Origin of the sequence: Streptomyces sp. SUK 48, assembly GCF_009650765.1 — a bacterium.
Taxonomy (GTDB): Bacteria; Actinomycetota; Actinomycetes; order Streptomycetales; family Streptomycetaceae; genus Streptomyces.
In genome coordinates this window covers 6,718,266-6,733,227 of record NZ_CP045740.1, presented here as the reverse complement: position 1 = coordinate 6,733,227, position 14,962 = coordinate 6,718,266, and the positions used below count along the sequence as shown (strand labels likewise).

Below are 14,962 nucleotides of genomic sequence, written 5' to 3'. Positions count from 1 at the left end.
TGACCGCCGTTACGGGATAACCCCGGTCACGGGGTGGCCGCCGGCTTCTTGAACATCCTCGTCGCCGTGATCTCGCTGTGCCCCGCCTCCCCCGCCTGCGGCTGCTGGGGCAGCCCGGGGCGCAGGTGCTCCTCGACGCTGATGTACTTCAGCCCCGCCCGCAGGTCCGCGTCGTTGCGCAGCCGGATGACCAGCGGGAACTCGGCCAGGGCCGTGGTGTCGAACAGGCCCGTGGTGTAGAGGAGCTGGACGCCGAGGGCGTCGGAGACGGCCCGCTGGAGTTCCAGGAGGTAGGTCGCGTTGGCGCGGCCGATGGGGTTGTCCAGGAACAGTGTGCCCGCGTGCCGGTGCTTGTCGCGGCCCCGGTCGTTCGAGCGCAGCGCGGCCATCGTGCAGTACAGGGCGATGGCCGCGGTGAGCAGCTGGCCGCCGGAGAAGACGTCGCCCATCTGCCCGACGGGGACCCGCTCGGCGCGCAGCACCGCGTCGGGCTTGAGGATCTCGACGGCCACGCCCTTGGGCTGGAGGGCCGCCGCGACACCGCGCAGCAGCAGGGACATGCCGTCACGCCGCATGTCGGAGTTCTTCTTGACGGCGGCGCGGGTGGCCTCGTCGATGACCTCGCCGAGCCGTTCGGTGAGCGTGGCCTGGTCGGGTTCCTCGAAGCGGATGCGCAGGAACTCCTGGCCCGACCACTCGCCGAGCCCCTCCGGGAGCCGGGACAGCCGCTGGGCGGAGCGCAGGGTGGCCAGGGCCGACTCCACGAGGCCGCGCAGCCGGTCCGTGATCGAGTCGCGGTTGCGCTCCAGCTGGGCCAGCTCGTCGGTGAGGACGCGCAGCCGGGGCGCGAAGGCGTCGGCCCACTTCTGCGCGTGCTCGGGCAGCGCGGCGGCGGGCAGCTCGCGGATCTGCTGCCGGGCGGGGGTGCGGACCTGCTCGTAGCGCGTGGAGTTGGCGTGCCGGACCAGGACGTCGCTCGCCTCGCGCACGCCCGCCTCGGCGGCGGACAGGTCGGCGGCGCAGCCGCGCAGCGAGCGGCGGGCCTCGGCGGCGGACTGCCGCGCCTCCTCCAGGCTGCCCGGGTACGGCTCCGGCTCCTCCTGGTCCTCCTCGGGCACCTGTTCGCGCAGCAGATCGCGGAGCATCGCGGCGGTCTCGTCGAAGCCGCCGGCCGCGTCCTCGGCGGCGCGGTGGGCGGACAGCAGTTCGCCGTGGGCGTCGCGGGCCTTGGCCAACGCCTCGGCGCGGGCGGCGAGTTCGGTGGTCGCGGTGCGCAGCAGCGCCTGGGCGTGTTCGGCGTCGCGGGGCGCCTGGTCCGCGGGCAGCTCGGTGTGCGCCTCGCCGTCCTCGGGGGCGTGCCGCTCGGCCTCGCCGCGCAGCCGCCCGAGCTGCTCGCTCGCGGTGGACATCCGGGTCTCCAGGAGCTGCACCAGCTCCTCGGCGCGGGCGGCGGCCGCCTGCCGGGAGGGCCCGTCGGAGCCGTCGGGCGACTGGAGGAGCTGCTCGGCGCGGGTACGGACCTTGTTGCTGAGCCGGTCCAGTTCGGTGCGGGCGCCGCTCTCGTCGCTCTCGGCGCGGGCCTGCTCGGCGCGCAGGTCGGCGCCGACCCCGACCTTCTCGTACACCTGGGACGCGGCCCGGTACGCCTCGCGCAGCGCGGGCAGCGACGCCTTGGGCGTGTCGCTCTCCTCGACCGGTACGTCGTCGGGGGCGCCGGCGATCTCCGCGCGCTCGGCGCGCAGCGCGCGGGCGGTGCGGCGGGCGTCGTCGGCGGCGCGCTGGGCGGCGCGGCGGTCCTCGTCGGCGGCGCGGGCGCGGTCCAGGCAGGTCTGGGCGCGGGCCTCGGACTCGGTGGCCTCGTCGGCGAGTTCGCGCAGCCGGGCCTGCCAGCCGGCGCGTTCGCGCAGCCGGAAGGCGAGTCCGGCGAGGGCGTCGGCGGCGCGCCGGGCCTTCTGGGCGGCCTCCTGGCGTTCGTCGCGCAGCCGTACGGCCTCGGCGGCGCTCTCCTCGGCCTCCGCGCGCAGGGTGCGGGCCTCGGCGAGTTCGGCCTCGGACTCCTCGGCGAAGGCGCGGGCCTCCTCGGCGGCGCGGGCCAGTTCGGCCAGGCGTCCGGCGGGGCAGCCGGTGCGCCAGGAGGTGAGCCGGGCGGCGAGTTCGCGGTCCTTGCCGAGCCGGGCGGCCAGGGTCCGGATCTCCTCGTCGCGCGCGGTGGCGCGGGCGCGCAGGGCCTGGCGTTCCTCGTCGGCGGCGTGCTCGTCGTGCATGGCCGGGTTCGGCGGCACCAGGAACACGCCGTCCGGGTCGCTGTCCTCGGCGGGGGCCGGGGCGAGCAGGGCGGCGGCGGTGCCGACGGCCACGGCGGAACGGGGCAGCAGGGCGGCGTCGGCCAGTGCCTCGCGGGCCCGGGCGTGGGTGGCGGGGTCGGTGATGACGACGCCGTCGACCAGTTCGGGCCGGGCGGCGAGCACCCGGGCGTGGTCGGCGGGGTCGACGGCCTGGGCGAGATAGCGCCAGCCGGGCAGCGCGGGGATGCCGTGCTCGCCGAGGAACTCGACGGTGGCGAGGACGTCGGGGCCGGGCGGCAGCAGCCCGCCGTCGCCGAGCGCGCCGAGGATGCGGGAGTCGTCGGCGGCGGCCGTGCGCAGGTCGAAGAGCTGGCGTTCGGCGGTGCCGACCGCGCCGTCGAGGAGTTCGCGCAGTTCGTCGGCGCAGCGGTCGAGTTCGGCGGCGGTGAGGGGTCCGGCGGCGGGCAGGCCGTCCTGGTCGGGGCGCGGGGCGGGGCCGGTGTCGTCGGTGCGCTGGGCGGGCAGGCCCGCGCGGGGTGCCGTACCGGGCAGGCCGAGGAGTTCGGCGAGGCGTTCCTCGGCGGCCAGCGCGTCCGCGAGGCGGCGTTCGGCGTCGTGGGAGCGCACGGCGGCGGTCGCGGCGTCGGCGGCACGGGCCGCGGTCAGCTCGGCGCGGGACTCGGCGGCGGCCGTCTCGCGGGCCCGCTCGGTGGCCGCGCGGGCGGCCTCGCGGGCGGTGTCCCAGGAGGCGACGGTGGTCTTCTCGGCGTCGGACGCGGCGAGCGCGGCGCGGGCCGGGTCGGCGTCCGGGGCGCTGTCGTCCAGCCAGCCGGCGCGGACCGCCTCGGCGGTCTCCTGCTCGACCTCGGTGAGCCGCTGGCGCAGGTGTCCGACCTCGCTGCGGGCGCGCTGGGCCTCGGTGGCGGCGGCGGTGGAGTCGCGGTAGGCGGCGTCGCCGGCCTCCTGGAGGGCGGCGGAGCGCTCCTCCTCCTCGTTGGCCAGGTCCTCGGCGCTCCCGGCGGCCGCGTGCAGGGCCCGTACGAGGTCCACGGCGGCCTTGGCGCGGGCGGCGAGGGCGGGGGCCGCGTCCCGTTCGGCCTCCTGGATGGCGGCGGAGACACGGGCGACGCGGTCGGCGGCGGCGCGGTGGCGCAGCACGGCCTCGGCGGCCTGCCAGGCGGAGTGCAGGGTGCGGGCGTCGGCCAGCTCGCGCTTCTGCGAAGCGGCGGACTTCTCCGCGGCGGCGAGGGCCAGCGAGGCGTGCCGGTAGGCGAGTTCGGCGGCGATCAGGGAGCTGCGCTCGCGGGCGCCCTCGGAGTGGGTGACGGCGTACGCGGCGGCGGTGACGCGCTGGGCGAGGTCGGCGGCCCGGACGCGTTCCTGTACGGCGCGCGCGGACAGCCGCCGGGCGAGGGTACGGGTGCGGCGCTCGGCGCCGGCGTGGATGTCCCGGGCGCGGCCGCGGGTGTCGGCGGCCTCCACGATCCGGCCGAGCAGGTCCACCGAGCCGGCCGTGAAGTCGCGTTCGGCGATCAGCTCGGCGCGCCGGCCGAGCTTGTCGCCGAAGCCGCTGACCAGGTCGGCGAGGCCGTCGGTGTCCCGGGTGTCGGTGACCGCGCGCAGCAGCAGGTCGGTGAAGTCGGAGTCCTTCTTGACCGCGAAGAGGCCGGCCGCCTCGCCCTCGTCGGCGTTCATCTCCCGCTGGTAGCGGAAGAGTTCGGGGTCGAGGCCGAGGTCGCCGAGGTGCTCGGTCCAGCGCTCGTGGGTCTCCTCCCAGTGCACCTCCAGGTGGGGGTACGCCTTGCCGCCCTCGGTGAGGGCGTCGCGGAAGCCCTTCATGGTGCGGCGGCGGCCCTGGGCGCCGGACGCGCCCTCCGCGGCGGGCCGTACGGCCGTGGACTCGGCCACGGGGAGGTTGTCCAGGCTGAGTCCGGGGCCGGGCCGGAAGGAGTACCACGCCTCGGCGAACTTGCGCGGGTCGTTGGAGACCTGGCGGCCGCGCCACTCGCTGGCCTTGCCGACGACCACGCACTCACCGGTCTGCACATGCTGCCATTCGAGGGCCACATGGCCGCAGTCGTCGGCGAGCAGGAACTTGCGCAGCACGCCGGAGCTGGCGCCGCCGAGGGTGTTGCGGTGGCCGGGGAGCATCACCGAGAAGATCAGCTTGAGCAGGACGGACTTGCCGCCGCCGTTCTCCAGGAAGAGCACGCCCGCGGGCGCGGGGCGGCGCGGCGGCCCGGACGGCTCCTCGGCGAAGAACTCCGCCTGTGTGGGCGCCGGATCGGGCACAAGCCCGCCCACGCCGCGCAGGTCAAGCACGGTGTCGGCGTAGCGCGCACCGGCGGGCCCGATGGAGTAGAGGCGGACCCGGGACAGCTCGTACATGGCGGACTCTCGTAAGTCTGGTGAAAGGTGCGGTCGTTCGGGGGCGGGCGCGGGGCGCTTCGGCGTTCAGTGCGTGAGCGCCTCGGCGCCTCAGGAGTGGAAGGGGAGGCCCGCGTCGGCCACCAGCTCCAGGTCGTCGGTGTCCTCGGCGGGCAGCAGGCTGGCGGTGCCGTCGGTCACCGGGACCACGCCCAGCTCGATCAGTTCGGCCAGGGCGGCGGTGCCGGCCATGTCGCGGACCTGGAGCTGGTAGCGGGCGGTGGTGCGGTAGGTGCCGCCGCCTTCGTCGCCGGTGCGCTGGAGGAAGCCGGAGTCGGTGAGGAAGGCGAGGGCCTTGGCGACGATGCCGGTGGTGGAGGAGGCGGGCCGGCGGGCGTCCTTGGTGGCGCCGGTGGCGCTGCGTCTGGCCCAGATCCGCCAGGCGGCCTCCAGGCCGGGCGCGTCGGTGGCCGGGTCGGTGTTCTCGCCCTGCTCCTCGGCGCGCTCCTCCAGGCGGCGGCATGCCTGGCGGACGAAGGCGTCGACGCCGTTGACCGTGACCCGGCCGATGTAGCCGTCGTCGGCCAGGTCCTCGGGGCGCGGGAACGCGAGGGCGGCGACGGCGAGATGGGCGAGGCCGTGCAGGAAGCGGTCGCCGGAGTCGGCGGTGGTGCGACGCGCGTAGTCGCCCATGCGGACGGCGAACACCGAGTCCTCGGCGGCGGTCACGGCCATGCCGGCGCGCGGCGACACCTCCAGGACGACGAGCCCGAGGCCGGCGGCGACGGCGTCGGCGAGCCGGGCGAACGCCGGGTCCTCGCGGTAGCGGCGCAGCAGTTCGGTGTAGTCCTGGTCGCGGGCAGGCTGGAGCTTGGGCTGCAGTCCGCAGGCGACGAGCCGCGCCGCGTCGGCGGCGTCGGCGGGGGTGACGGCGGCGGTGGCCGGCGGGGCCGGGGCCTCGGCGTCACTCCACTCGACGTGCTCGCTCACGGCGTTGACTCCTTGTCGCTCTCTGACTTGCTCATGCTGCTTCCGGACCACTCGCGCACGGTCCGCAAATGTCGCATACGGCCCGCTCGGATCGCACACGGCCCGCTCATGCCGCCAGGTCGGCTCCCGACGCTCATGCCGCCCGGTCCGCCGCCATGCCGGCCGCGTCCAGCAGCGCCATGCCGACGATCAGATCGGCGCCGCCGAACTCGCTGTCGTCCAGCTCGGTGCCGTCGTCCACGGCGAACAGCAGCTTCTCCTCGCCCTGCCGGTAGGCGGTGCCGACGGCGGGGCTGGCCGCGTGCACCGCGAGGAGGGCGACCAGGTAGGCGAGATCGGGGTCACCGGTGCGCCGGGCCTCGGCGAGCAGCCCGGAGAGCCTGCGCGGGGCGTCGGCGGGCAGGTCGAGCAGGTCCATGGCGGTGGCGAGCTGCTCCTCGCTGAACCGGCTGTCGTCCGGCGTCGCGATCAGGTCCGGCTCGGGCATCTCCGCGCCCAGGTGCTCGCGCTCCACGGGCGGGGTCAGCAGGATGTCCACGAGGTCGGCGACCCGCACCGAGACCGGGGTGCGCAGGCCGGTGCCGCGGGCGAAGAAGGCGTCCGTGACCCGGGTGGCCTGCTCGGCGGGGAGGGTCAGCACCGGGGCGACCAGATGGCCGTACAGGTCTATCCCGGCGGTGCTCGCGGGCGCGGCGAACGCCTGCCGGTCCTGTTCCGCGCGGAACAGCGGGCCCGCCTCCAGCAGCCGGGACTGGAGCTGGGTGTGCCGGCGGATGCAGTCCTTGACGATGTCGACCAGCTCGGCGGCGCGCCGCTTGTGCTCGGGCTCCTCGGTCTCGTCGCGGGCCTTGCGGATGTTGGTGAGGATCGCGTTCTCGTGCCGGTAGCGGTCGGCGACGTGTTCCAGGGCCTCGGCGATCATGTCGGGCACGGCGTTCAGCCAGTCGACCGCGCGGACGTTGCGCCGGGTGGCGTCCAGGGCGCGGCGCAGGGTCTCGGAGTACTGCACCGTGCGGTAGCGGGCCTGTTCGGCGGCGAGCTGGGCGTCGGCGAGCCGGCCCCGGTTGATCAGCACCTCCAGCTTGACCTCGGCGGCGATCTGGGCGCTGGTGACGTCGGTGTCGAGGGCGCCGACCAGGACGTTGACCGCCTCGTCGGTGGTGCGCAGGTACACGGTGCCGCCGGGGCCCGGAACCTCTTCGATCAGCTTGAAGTCGTAGTCACGCCGGACGTAGGTGCCGTCCGCCGCGAAGGTGCCGTAGACGGCGCGGAAGCCGCGGTCCACGCTGCCGACGTTGATCAGGTTCTCCACGACCCAGCGGGCCACCCGCTCGTGCTCGGCGGTGTGGCGGTGCGGGGCCTGGGCGGCGATGCGGGGGATCAGGCGGGCGACGATCTGCTCATGGTCGGCGCCGGTGTCGAAGTCCATGTTCAGCGTGACCAGGTCGATGGCGGCGAGGGCCACCTCGGCCATTCCGTAGACCGAGTACTCGCCCGCGAGGCTGCCCTTGCGGGCGTCCAGGTCGTGCAGCGGCGCGGTGCACGCGAGGGCGCGCAGCCGGCGGGCGAGGCCCTCGTCGGCTGCGGGTCCCGGCGCGGGGCGCTGCGCTGCGCTGAGCTGGGGCGGAGCGGTCTCGGAAGTCACGGTGCACAGAGTAGGTCCTCGGTCTGACATCTACCCAAACGGCTGGCTCCGCCGGTTTGGCCGACCGTGCGCACGTCGTCTTCCCGGTGCGGGTCCGTGGTGGCCGGTCGCGCGGTTCCCCGCGCCTCTACGGGGCGTGTTCCGCACTCACTCTGCGCCGGTAGACCTCCACCACCCGCTCCAGCGAGTCCGCCAGGTAGGTCTCCAGCAGCCTCTCCGCCGCGCCCCGCTCCCCCGCCTCCAGCGCGCCCAGGATCTCCCGGTTGCGCGTCAGGTACGGCTCGTGCAGCCGGCGCGGGTCGTCCACCAGGTGGAAGGCGAGGCGGAGTTCGGCGAAGACGCTGCGCATCAGTTCGTCCGTGCGGGCGCTGCGGGCGAGGGCGACCAGTTCCTGGTGGAAGTGGATGTTGGCCGTACCCACCGCTTTCCAGTCATCCTCTGCGGCCGCCGCCTCGCCCGCGGCGACCGCGTCGGAGAGGTGCCGCAGAGGGTACGGCGCCGCACCGAGGCCGCGGACGACGGCGCACTCGACGAGGGCGCGGGTGCGGTAGATGTCCTCGACGTCCTCCACGGTCAGCACCCGTACGAACACGCCCCGGTTGAGCTCGTGGACGAGGAGCCGTTCATGGGTGAGCAGCCGGAACGCCTCGCGCAGGGTGTTGCGGGAGACGCCGAGCGCGCCGCCGATGCTGTCCTCGGACAGCCGGGTGCCGGGCGGGAAGTACCCGTCCGCGACCCGGCTCCTGAGGATGTCCGAAACCCGCTCCGCCGTGCTCGTGCGGCCTAGGAGGGCGCGGTCGTCGGCCAGTCCCGCCAGCTGCTCTACCATGCCCGGAATTCAACCGCAGGCGACGGAACGAAACAACAGGGGTATTGAGGGATCGTTGAACAATCCTCTACGGTGCTCGACACGGCTCACTCCACCGCACCCTCCGTCCCCTTCTGCGAGGTGCCCATGAGCACGACCCCTCCTCCCACCGCCCCCGCGCTCGAACCCACCGCCCAGGACGGCGCGTTCGGCTGGCTGCGGGGCCTCGGCCCGAACGGGCGGCGCGCGTTCGCCGGGGCTTTCGGCGGATATGCCCTGGATTCCTACGACTACTTCACGCTGCCGCTGAGCATGGTGGCGCTCTCCGCGTACTTCGGCCTGGACAGCGGCCAGACCGGTCTGTTCACCACCGTCACGCTGGTCGTCTCGGCGGTCGGCGGCGCGCTCGCGGGTGTGCTCGCCGACCGGGTGGGCCGGGTCCGGGCCCTGGTGATCACGGTGCTCACCTACGCGGTGTTCACCGTCGCCTGCGGCTTCGCGCCGAACTTCGAGACGCTGCTGGTCCTGCGCGCGCTCCAGGGCCTCGGCTTCGGCGGCGAGTGGGCGGTCGGCGCGATCCTGGTCGCCGAGTACGCCTCCGCCCGCCACCGGGGCCGTACCCTCGGCGCGGTCCAGAGTTCCTGGGCGGTCGGCTGGGCGCTGGCCGCCGTCGTCTACACGCTGGTCTTCTCCTTCGCGGGCGACGACCTGGCCTGGCGGGTGATGTTCTGGACCGGCGCGCTGCCCGCGCTGCTGGTGCTGTGGCTGCGCCGCCGGGTGCACGACGCGCCGGTGGCCCTCGCGGCCCGCGAACAGGACCCGTGCCGCGGCTCGTTCACCGCGATCTTCCGGCCCGGCCGCGGCGGCGCCCCGGGCCTGCTGCGCACCACCGTGCTGGCGAGCCTGCTGTCCACCGGCGTGCAGGGCGGCTACTACACGCTGGCCACCTGGGTGCCGACCTACCTGAAGTCCGACCGCGGCCTCTCCGTCGTCGGCACCGGCGGCTACCTCGCCTTCCTCATCTCCGGCGCGTTCCTCGGCTATCTGACCGGCGGCCACCTCACCGACCGGCTCGGGCGGCGCGCCACCATCTGGCTGTTCGCGCTGCTGTCGGCGGTGTGCGTGCTGGCCTACGCCCACATCCCGCAGGGCGCCGACACGGTGCTCCTGGTGCTCGGTTTCCCGCTCGGGTTCTGCATGTCGGCCATCTTCAGCGGCTTCGGCTCCTACCTCAGCGAGCTGTACCCGACGGCGGTGCGCGGTACGGGACAGGGCTTCACCTACAACACCGGCCGCGCGGTGGGCGCGGTCTTCCCCACCCTGGTCGGCTTCCTGGCCGACAGCTGGGGCGTCGGCGGCGCGCTGGTCTTCGGCGCGGTCGGCTACGGCATCGCGGCGCTGGCGCTGCTCGGACTGCCCGAGACACGCGGGAAGGAACTGGCATGACACGGGTGCGGAGCACCGAGGACCGTCCCGTCACCACGCTCGACGAGCGGGCGCCCGCCTGGAGCCCGCAAGCCGCGCGAGCCCGGTTCCGCGCGGGTCTCGCCGGCCCCACGGCCGGGGTCGCGGCCGGGCACACCCAGGCCAACCTGATCGCGGTGCCCGCCGACTGGGCCTACGACATGCTGCTGTTCTGCCAGCGCAACCCCCGGCCCTGCCCGGTGCTCGACGTCACCGACGCCGGTTCCCCGACGACGGTGCTCGCCGAGGGCGCCGATCTGCGCACCGACCTGCCGCGCTACCGGGTGTGGCAGGACGGCGAGCTGGTCGCGGAGCCGACCGACGCGCGGCCCCACTGGCGCGGGGACCTGGTGGCGTTCCTCCTCGGATGCAGTTTCACCTTCGAATGGGCGCTGAGCCGGGCGGGTGTGCCGATCCGGCATGTCGAGCAGGGCCGCAATGTGTCGATGTACGTCACCGGGCGCGCGTGCCGCCCGGCGGGCCGGCTGAGCGGGCCGATGGTGGTGTCCATGCGGCCGGTGCCGCCCGAGCGGCTCGGCGCCGCGATCCGGGAGAGCAGCCTGCTCCCGGCCGTGCACGGCGGCCCGGTGCACTGCGGGGACCCGGCGGGGCTCGGCATCGCGGACCTCGACCAACCGGATTTCGGCGACCCGGTGGCTCGCCAGGAGGGCGACATCCCGGTCTTCTGGGCGTGCGGGGTGACCCCGCAGGCGGCGGTGATGGCCTCCCGGCCGCCGTTCGCCATCACCCACGCCCCGGGCCAGATGTTCCTGACCGACGCCCGCGACGAGCAGTACCGGATCGTCGGCGTCGACTGACACCACCGCATGACGGCCGGACCGGTGAACCGACGGAACGACAGAAGCACGGAACGAAGGAACGACAGAACGACGGAACGACCAACCGCCAAGCCGACAAGCCGATCAGCCGATGGCCCGACAACCCGGCAGAACAACAGACCGATGGGCCGATGAACCGATGGGCCGAAGGCCGACAGACCAACAATCCGGCAGGCCAACAAGCCGACAAGCTGACGGACCGACAGGCGAACAGACACACAGGCCGACAGACCTACAGGCGGACAGACGGATGAGCGACCGAGCCGACGAGTACCTGACCCACCAATCCGACGTACCGACAAGCCCATGAACCGACGAATCGGAGACACGGGAACGACCATGACCGCGATCGATCTGAACGCCGACCTCGGCGAGGGCTTCGGCCGCTGGCGGCTCACCGAGGACGAACAACTGCTCTCCGTCGTCACCAGCGCCAACGTGGCCTGCGGCTTCCATGCCGGGGACGCGGCCACCATGCGCCGGGTGTGCGAGCTGGCCGCCGACCGCGGGGTGACGATCGGCGCCCAGGTCTCCTACCGGGACCTCGCCGGGTTCGGGCGGCGCGCGATGGAGGTGCCGTCCGCCGAGCTGACGGCCGAAGTGGCCTACCAGATCGGGGCACTGGAGGTGTTCGCGCGCGCCGCCGGGGCCCGGGTGGCGTACGTCAAACCGCACGGCGCGCTCTACAACCGGGTCGTGCGCGACGAGGAGCAGGCGGGCGCGGTGATCGACGGCGTGCGCCTCGCCGGTCCCACGCTGCCGGTCCTCGGCCTGCCCGGCTCCCGGCTGCTGGCGCTGGCCGAGAAGGCGGGGCTGCCGGCCGTGCCGGAGGCGTTCGCGGACCGCGCGTACACCGACGAGGGCACGCTGGTGCCGCGCGGCCGGGACGGCGCCGTGGTGAGCGATCCGGAGGCGGTCGTACGGCGCTCGGTGGAGCTGGTGCGTTCCGGCACGGTCACCGCGCACTCCGGCGCGCGGGTCCGGGTGCACGCGCGCTCGCTGTGCCTGCACGGGGATACGCCCGGCGCGGTGGAGCTGGCCCGGCGGGTGCGGGCGCGGCTGGTCGCGGCGGGCGCCCGGCTGGCGGCGTTCGCATGAGGGCGCTGCCGGCCGGCCGGGAGGCGCTGCTCATCGAGGTGGACTCGGCCGAGGAGGCCGGGGCCCTGCACGCGGCGCTGCGGCGGCGCCGCGCGGAGGGCGCGCTGACCGTTCGCGAGATCGTGCCGGCCGCGCGCACGGTCCTGCTGGACGGACTGCCCGACCCGGCCCGCTGGGCATCCGAACTGACCGCGCTCGAAGGGGAGCTGCCCGCTCCCCCGGCACGCTCACCGGTCGAGATCCCGGTGCGCTACGACGGCCCCGACCTCGCCGCCGTCGCCGCGCACTGGGCGGTGTCCGAGCGGGAGGTGGTCCGTATCCACACGGGCACCGAGTTCACGGTGGCCTTCTGCGGCTTCGCGCCCGGCTTCGGCTATCTCACCGGGCTCCCGGCCCGCTACGACGTCCCGCGCCGGGCCACTCCGCGCACGGCGGTCCCGCCCGGCGCGGTGGCGCTCGCGGGCCCGTACACCGGCGTGTACCCGCGCGCCTCGCCGGGCGGCTGGCAGCTGATCGGCGCCACGGACGCGGTGCTCTGGGACCACACCCGCGACCCGGCCGCGCTGCTCTCGCCGGGCACCCGGGTGCGGTTCGCCCCCGTGGAGGGGGCATGAGCGAAGACCTGACGGCCCTACCGGTGGAGGGGACATGACCGACCGTGCGCTCGTGGTCGTACGACCCGGGATGCTGACCACCGTGCAGGACCTCGGGCGGCCCGGGTTCGCGCATCTCGGGGTGCCCCGCTCGGGGGCGCTGGACCCGCCCGCGGCGGCGCTCGTCAACCGGCTGGCCGGGAACGGGCCGGACGCCGCGGTCCTGGAGACGACGCTCGACGGGTGTGCGCTGCGCCCCCGTTCGACGGTGACCGTGGCGGTCGGCGGGGCGCCCTGCCCGGTGAGGGTCGGCGGCCGCCCGGCGGCGTGGGGCGCGCCGGTGCCGGTGCCCGCCGGTGAACTCCTGGAGGTGGGCGCGGTGTCGGCGGGAGTGCGCGGTTACGTCGCCGTGCGCGGCGGCATCGCCGTCGAGCCGGTGCTCGGCAGCCGCTCCACCGATCTGCTGTCCGGCCTCGGCCCGGCCCCGCTCGCCGCGGGCACGGTGCTGCCGCTCGGCCGTCCGGCCGGACCGCCCGCGCACGTGGACACCGTCCCGCAGCCGGGGCCGCCCGCCGAACTCGTGCTCCGGGTGACGCCGGGCCCGCGCGCGGACTGGTTCACGGCGCGCGGCCGGTACGACCTGACCGCGCGCGCCTACCGGGTGTCCCCGGCGAGCAACCGCATCGGCCTGCGCACCGAGGGCCCCGCCCTGGAACGCGCCCGCGAGGGCGAACTGCCCAGCGAGGGCATGGTGCTGGGCGCCGTACAGGTCCCGCCGGACGGCCGCCCGGTGGTCTTCCTGGCCGACCATCCGACCACCGGCGGCTACCCGGTGATCGCCGTGGTCCACCCGTCCGACCTCCCGGCGGCGGCCCAGGCGGCGCCGGGCACGCCACTCCGCTTCGTGCCGGTACGAGGGCGCTGACGCCGGTCCGGGGGCCGGTCCAGGGGCCGGTCCGGGGAGGGGGCCTCACCGGACGCCGGGCGGCGCCGCGCCCGGGCAGCGGACGACGCGGACCACGCGGACCCGGGCGACAGGCGGCGCCGGTCCGACGGCAGACGGCACCGGCCCGGGCGGCACGGACCTTGGTGGCCGCCGCGCCGATCCCGGCAAGGCCGACCGGGCGGAGGCCGGCCCGGCCGAGATCGCCCGCGTCCGATGAGTGGCCCAAGCGGTACCCCCGCCGCCACCCTCCGATGCGTCGAGGCAGGTGTCCCGAGCGGCCGCCGCACCCCGACCCGGTGACACCGGAGAACCGGCACACACCGACCCCGCGCCACCGGACGGCGGCCGCACCCGCGCCTCCCCTCACCGAGCGACGGCTGCGCCTCCCCTGTACCGGTCACCGGCCGGCAGACACCCCCTCCCCCGTCATCGCGGCGAGGGCCCCGGACACGGACCGGGTGAGCGTCGCCGCGTCGGTCTCCTCGCCGGCCCAGGCCACATGGCCGTCGGGGCGTATCAGCGCCGCGGTCACCGGGCGCCAGGCGTCCCGGTCGTGCGGGGCGAGCGGTCCGGTGTGCACGACGATGCCCGGTGTCCGTCCGGGCAGTCCCGCCGCCGCCTCGCCGGTCAGGTCCAGCAGCACCCTCTCGCCGCCGCGCAGCAGCTCGAACAGCCGCCGCCCGTCGGCGAACCGGAGGTCGGGCGCCCGGCGGCCGGTCAGCGGATGGGCCGGGGCGCCCTGGGCCGGGGATAGACCACGGAGAGTCCCGACATCCGCTCGGCGAGGGTCAGGCTGAACTCCGGCACGGTGGCGACGAATTCGCCCAGCAGCCCGCGGAGCGCCTGTCCCTCCGGCGAGTAGGTGGTCATCAGGGCGGTCTGCGCCCGGGTGTTGAGCAGCAGCTCGGCACCGACCGGATGGCGCTCGCCGTGGTAGCTGTCGAGGAGGCCGTCCGGGGCGGCGCCCCGGAGGACGGCGGCCAGCTTCCAGCCGAGGTTGGTGGCGTCCTGCACCCCCACGTTCAGTCCGGGGCCGCCCGCCGGGAAGTGCATATGGGCGGCGTCCCCGGCCAGCAGCACCCGGCCCTGCCGGTACGTCTCCGCCTGCCGGGTGGCATTGCCGAAGCGGGAGAGCCAGCGGGGGTCGCGCATGCCGAAGTCGGTGCCCGCGATGGCCGTCACCCGGTCCCGCAGCTCCTCGAAGGTCAGCTCGCCCGGCCGCGCCTGCCGCAGGGTGTCCGGGTCATTGCCCACGACCCGGTGCACCCCGCCCGGCAGCGGGAACACCATCAGCTGCCCGCGCGGCCCGTTGACCGCCAAGCCGGCCGGCGGCGCGTCCAGGACCACATCGCCCATCCAGGCCCACAGCGTCGCCGGGGTGCCGGGGAAGGCCACGCCGGCCGACTCCCGGACCGCGCTGCGCGTGCCGTCGCAGCCCACCACATAGGCGGCGCGGGTCCGGTAGGTCCCGTCCGGGCCCTCGACGGTCAGCTCCACCGCGTCCGTGCCCGCCTCGACCCCGGTGACCCGGTGGCCGCGCAGGATGCGCGCGCCGCGGCGCACCGCGTGCTCCTCCAGCAGCTCCTCGGTGCGCGCCTGGGGCAGCGAGAGGGTGAAGGGGAACGGGGTGTCCAGCGGCCGGAAGTCCATCCGCTCGGGCAGCGCGGCGAAGTGGCCGCTGGGTATGCGCACCCCCTCCGCGAGGAACGGCTCGACCACGCCCCGGCAGTCCAGCACCTCCAGGGTGCGCGGATGCACGGTGAGCGCGCGCGAGTGCGGGCTGCGCCGCGGCCGGGCCTCCAGCACGGTCACCGGCACGTCGCGCAGCCGCAGTTCCGCCGCGAGCCACAGCCCGACCGGCCCGCCGCCGACCACGACGGCCTCCTCCGTGTCCATGAACTCCGTCATCTCCGTGAACTCCGTGAAC

General features: G+C 75.4%; 9 protein-coding genes and 1 pseudogene. 5 read left to right on the top strand and 5 right to left on the bottom strand.

All coding sequences use genetic code 11. The annotated features are described in order from the left end of the window. Nucleotides 1-26 precede the first annotated feature (26 nt). The 4 genes from GHR20_RS29885 to GHR20_RS29870 all read right to left on the bottom strand — a co-directional run bounded on the left by GHR20_RS29885 (nucleotide 27) and on the right by GHR20_RS29870 (nucleotide 8,116). On the bottom strand, nucleotides 27-4,673 hold the full coding sequence (locus tag GHR20_RS29885; RefSeq protein ID WP_153814913.1) for a hypothetical protein: 4,647 nt from the start codon (nucleotides 4,671-4,673) through the stop codon (nucleotides 27-29). Between the two features lie 90 nt (nucleotides 4,674-4,763). Then, nucleotides 4,764-5,642, bottom strand: coding sequence for a hypothetical protein (locus GHR20_RS29880; protein WP_153814912.1), 879 nt, complete (start codon nucleotides 5,640-5,642; stop codon nucleotides 4,764-4,766). Between the two features lie 133 nt (nucleotides 5,643-5,775). Next, entirely contained in the window at nucleotides 5,776-7,317 is a 1,542-nt protein-coding gene (locus tag GHR20_RS29875; protein ID WP_111586635.1) for a hypothetical protein, read from the bottom strand. Nucleotides 7,318-7,414: 97 nt separating this feature from the next. Next, complete coding sequence (locus tag GHR20_RS29870; RefSeq protein WP_153814911.1) at nucleotides 7,415-8,116, bottom strand: GntR family transcriptional regulator; 702 nt, start codon at nucleotides 8,114-8,116, stop codon at nucleotides 7,415-7,417. A 126-nt stretch (nucleotides 8,117-8,242) separates the two neighbouring features. Between GHR20_RS29870 and GHR20_RS29865 the strand changes: the two genes are divergently transcribed. The 5 genes from GHR20_RS29865 to GHR20_RS29845 all read left to right on the top strand — a co-directional run bounded on the left by GHR20_RS29865 (nucleotide 8,243) and on the right by GHR20_RS29845 (nucleotide 13,014). Then, the gene (locus GHR20_RS29865) at nucleotides 8,243-9,541 is read left to right on the top strand and encodes an MFS transporter (RefSeq protein ID WP_153814910.1); all 1,299 of its coding nucleotides are present in this window, start codon (nucleotides 8,243-8,245) and stop codon (nucleotides 9,539-9,541) included. After that, nucleotides 9,538-10,377 (top strand): putative hydro-lyase, encoded by an 840-nt coding sequence (locus GHR20_RS29860; protein WP_153814909.1) that lies wholly within the window; start codon nucleotides 9,538-9,540, stop codon nucleotides 10,375-10,377. The genes GHR20_RS29865 and GHR20_RS29860 overlap by 4 nt, the downstream gene beginning before the upstream one ends. 360 nt (nucleotides 10,378-10,737) lie before the next feature. Beyond that, on the top strand, nucleotides 10,738-11,496 hold the full coding sequence (locus tag GHR20_RS29855; RefSeq protein ID WP_153814908.1) for a 5-oxoprolinase subunit PxpA: 759 nt from the start codon (nucleotides 10,738-10,740) through the stop codon (nucleotides 11,494-11,496). Next, nucleotides 11,493-12,110: an allophanate hydrolase subunit 1 gene (locus GHR20_RS29850; RefSeq protein ID WP_153814907.1), complete on the top strand. Its 618-nt coding sequence runs from the start codon at nucleotides 11,493-11,495 to the stop codon at nucleotides 12,108-12,110. The genes GHR20_RS29855 and GHR20_RS29850 overlap by 4 nt, the downstream gene beginning before the upstream one ends. Before the next feature lie 34 nt (nucleotides 12,111-12,144). Next, the gene (locus GHR20_RS29845; protein ID WP_153814906.1) at nucleotides 12,145-13,014 is read left to right on the top strand and encodes a biotin-dependent carboxyltransferase family protein; all 870 of its coding nucleotides are present in this window, start codon (nucleotides 12,145-12,147) and stop codon (nucleotides 13,012-13,014) included. Nucleotides 13,015-13,432: 418 nt separating this feature from the next. Here the strand turns inward: GHR20_RS29845 and GHR20_RS29840 are convergent. Beyond that, a pseudogene (locus GHR20_RS29840) lies at nucleotides 13,433-14,931 on the bottom strand (FAD-dependent monooxygenase). Nucleotides 14,932-14,962: the final 31 nt, after the last annotated feature.

Coding starts and splice junctions, on each gene's coding strand:
- GHR20_RS29870 (WP_153814911.1), bottom strand. CDS start 8,116: ATGGTAGAGCAGCTGGCGGGACTGGCCGACGACCGCGCCCTCCTAGGC.
- GHR20_RS29850 (WP_153814907.1), top strand. CDS start 11,493: ATGAGGGCGCTGCCGGCCGGCCGGGAGGCGCTGCTCATCGAGGTGGAC.
- GHR20_RS29855 (WP_153814908.1), top strand. CDS start 10,738: ATGACCGCGATCGATCTGAACGCCGACCTCGGCGAGGGCTTCGGCCGC.
- GHR20_RS29875 (WP_111586635.1), bottom strand. CDS start 7,317: ATGTCAGACCGAGGACCTACTCTGTGCACCGTGACTTCCGAGACCGCT.
- GHR20_RS29885 (WP_153814913.1), bottom strand. CDS start 4,673: ATGTACGAGCTGTCCCGGGTCCGCCTCTACTCCATCGGGCCCGCCGGT.
- GHR20_RS29865 (WP_153814910.1), top strand. CDS start 8,243: ATGAGCACGACCCCTCCTCCCACCGCCCCCGCGCTCGAACCCACCGCC.
- GHR20_RS29845 (WP_153814906.1), top strand. CDS start 12,145: ATGACCGACCGTGCGCTCGTGGTCGTACGACCCGGGATGCTGACCACC.
- GHR20_RS29860 (WP_153814909.1), top strand. CDS start 9,538: ATGACACGGGTGCGGAGCACCGAGGACCGTCCCGTCACCACGCTCGAC.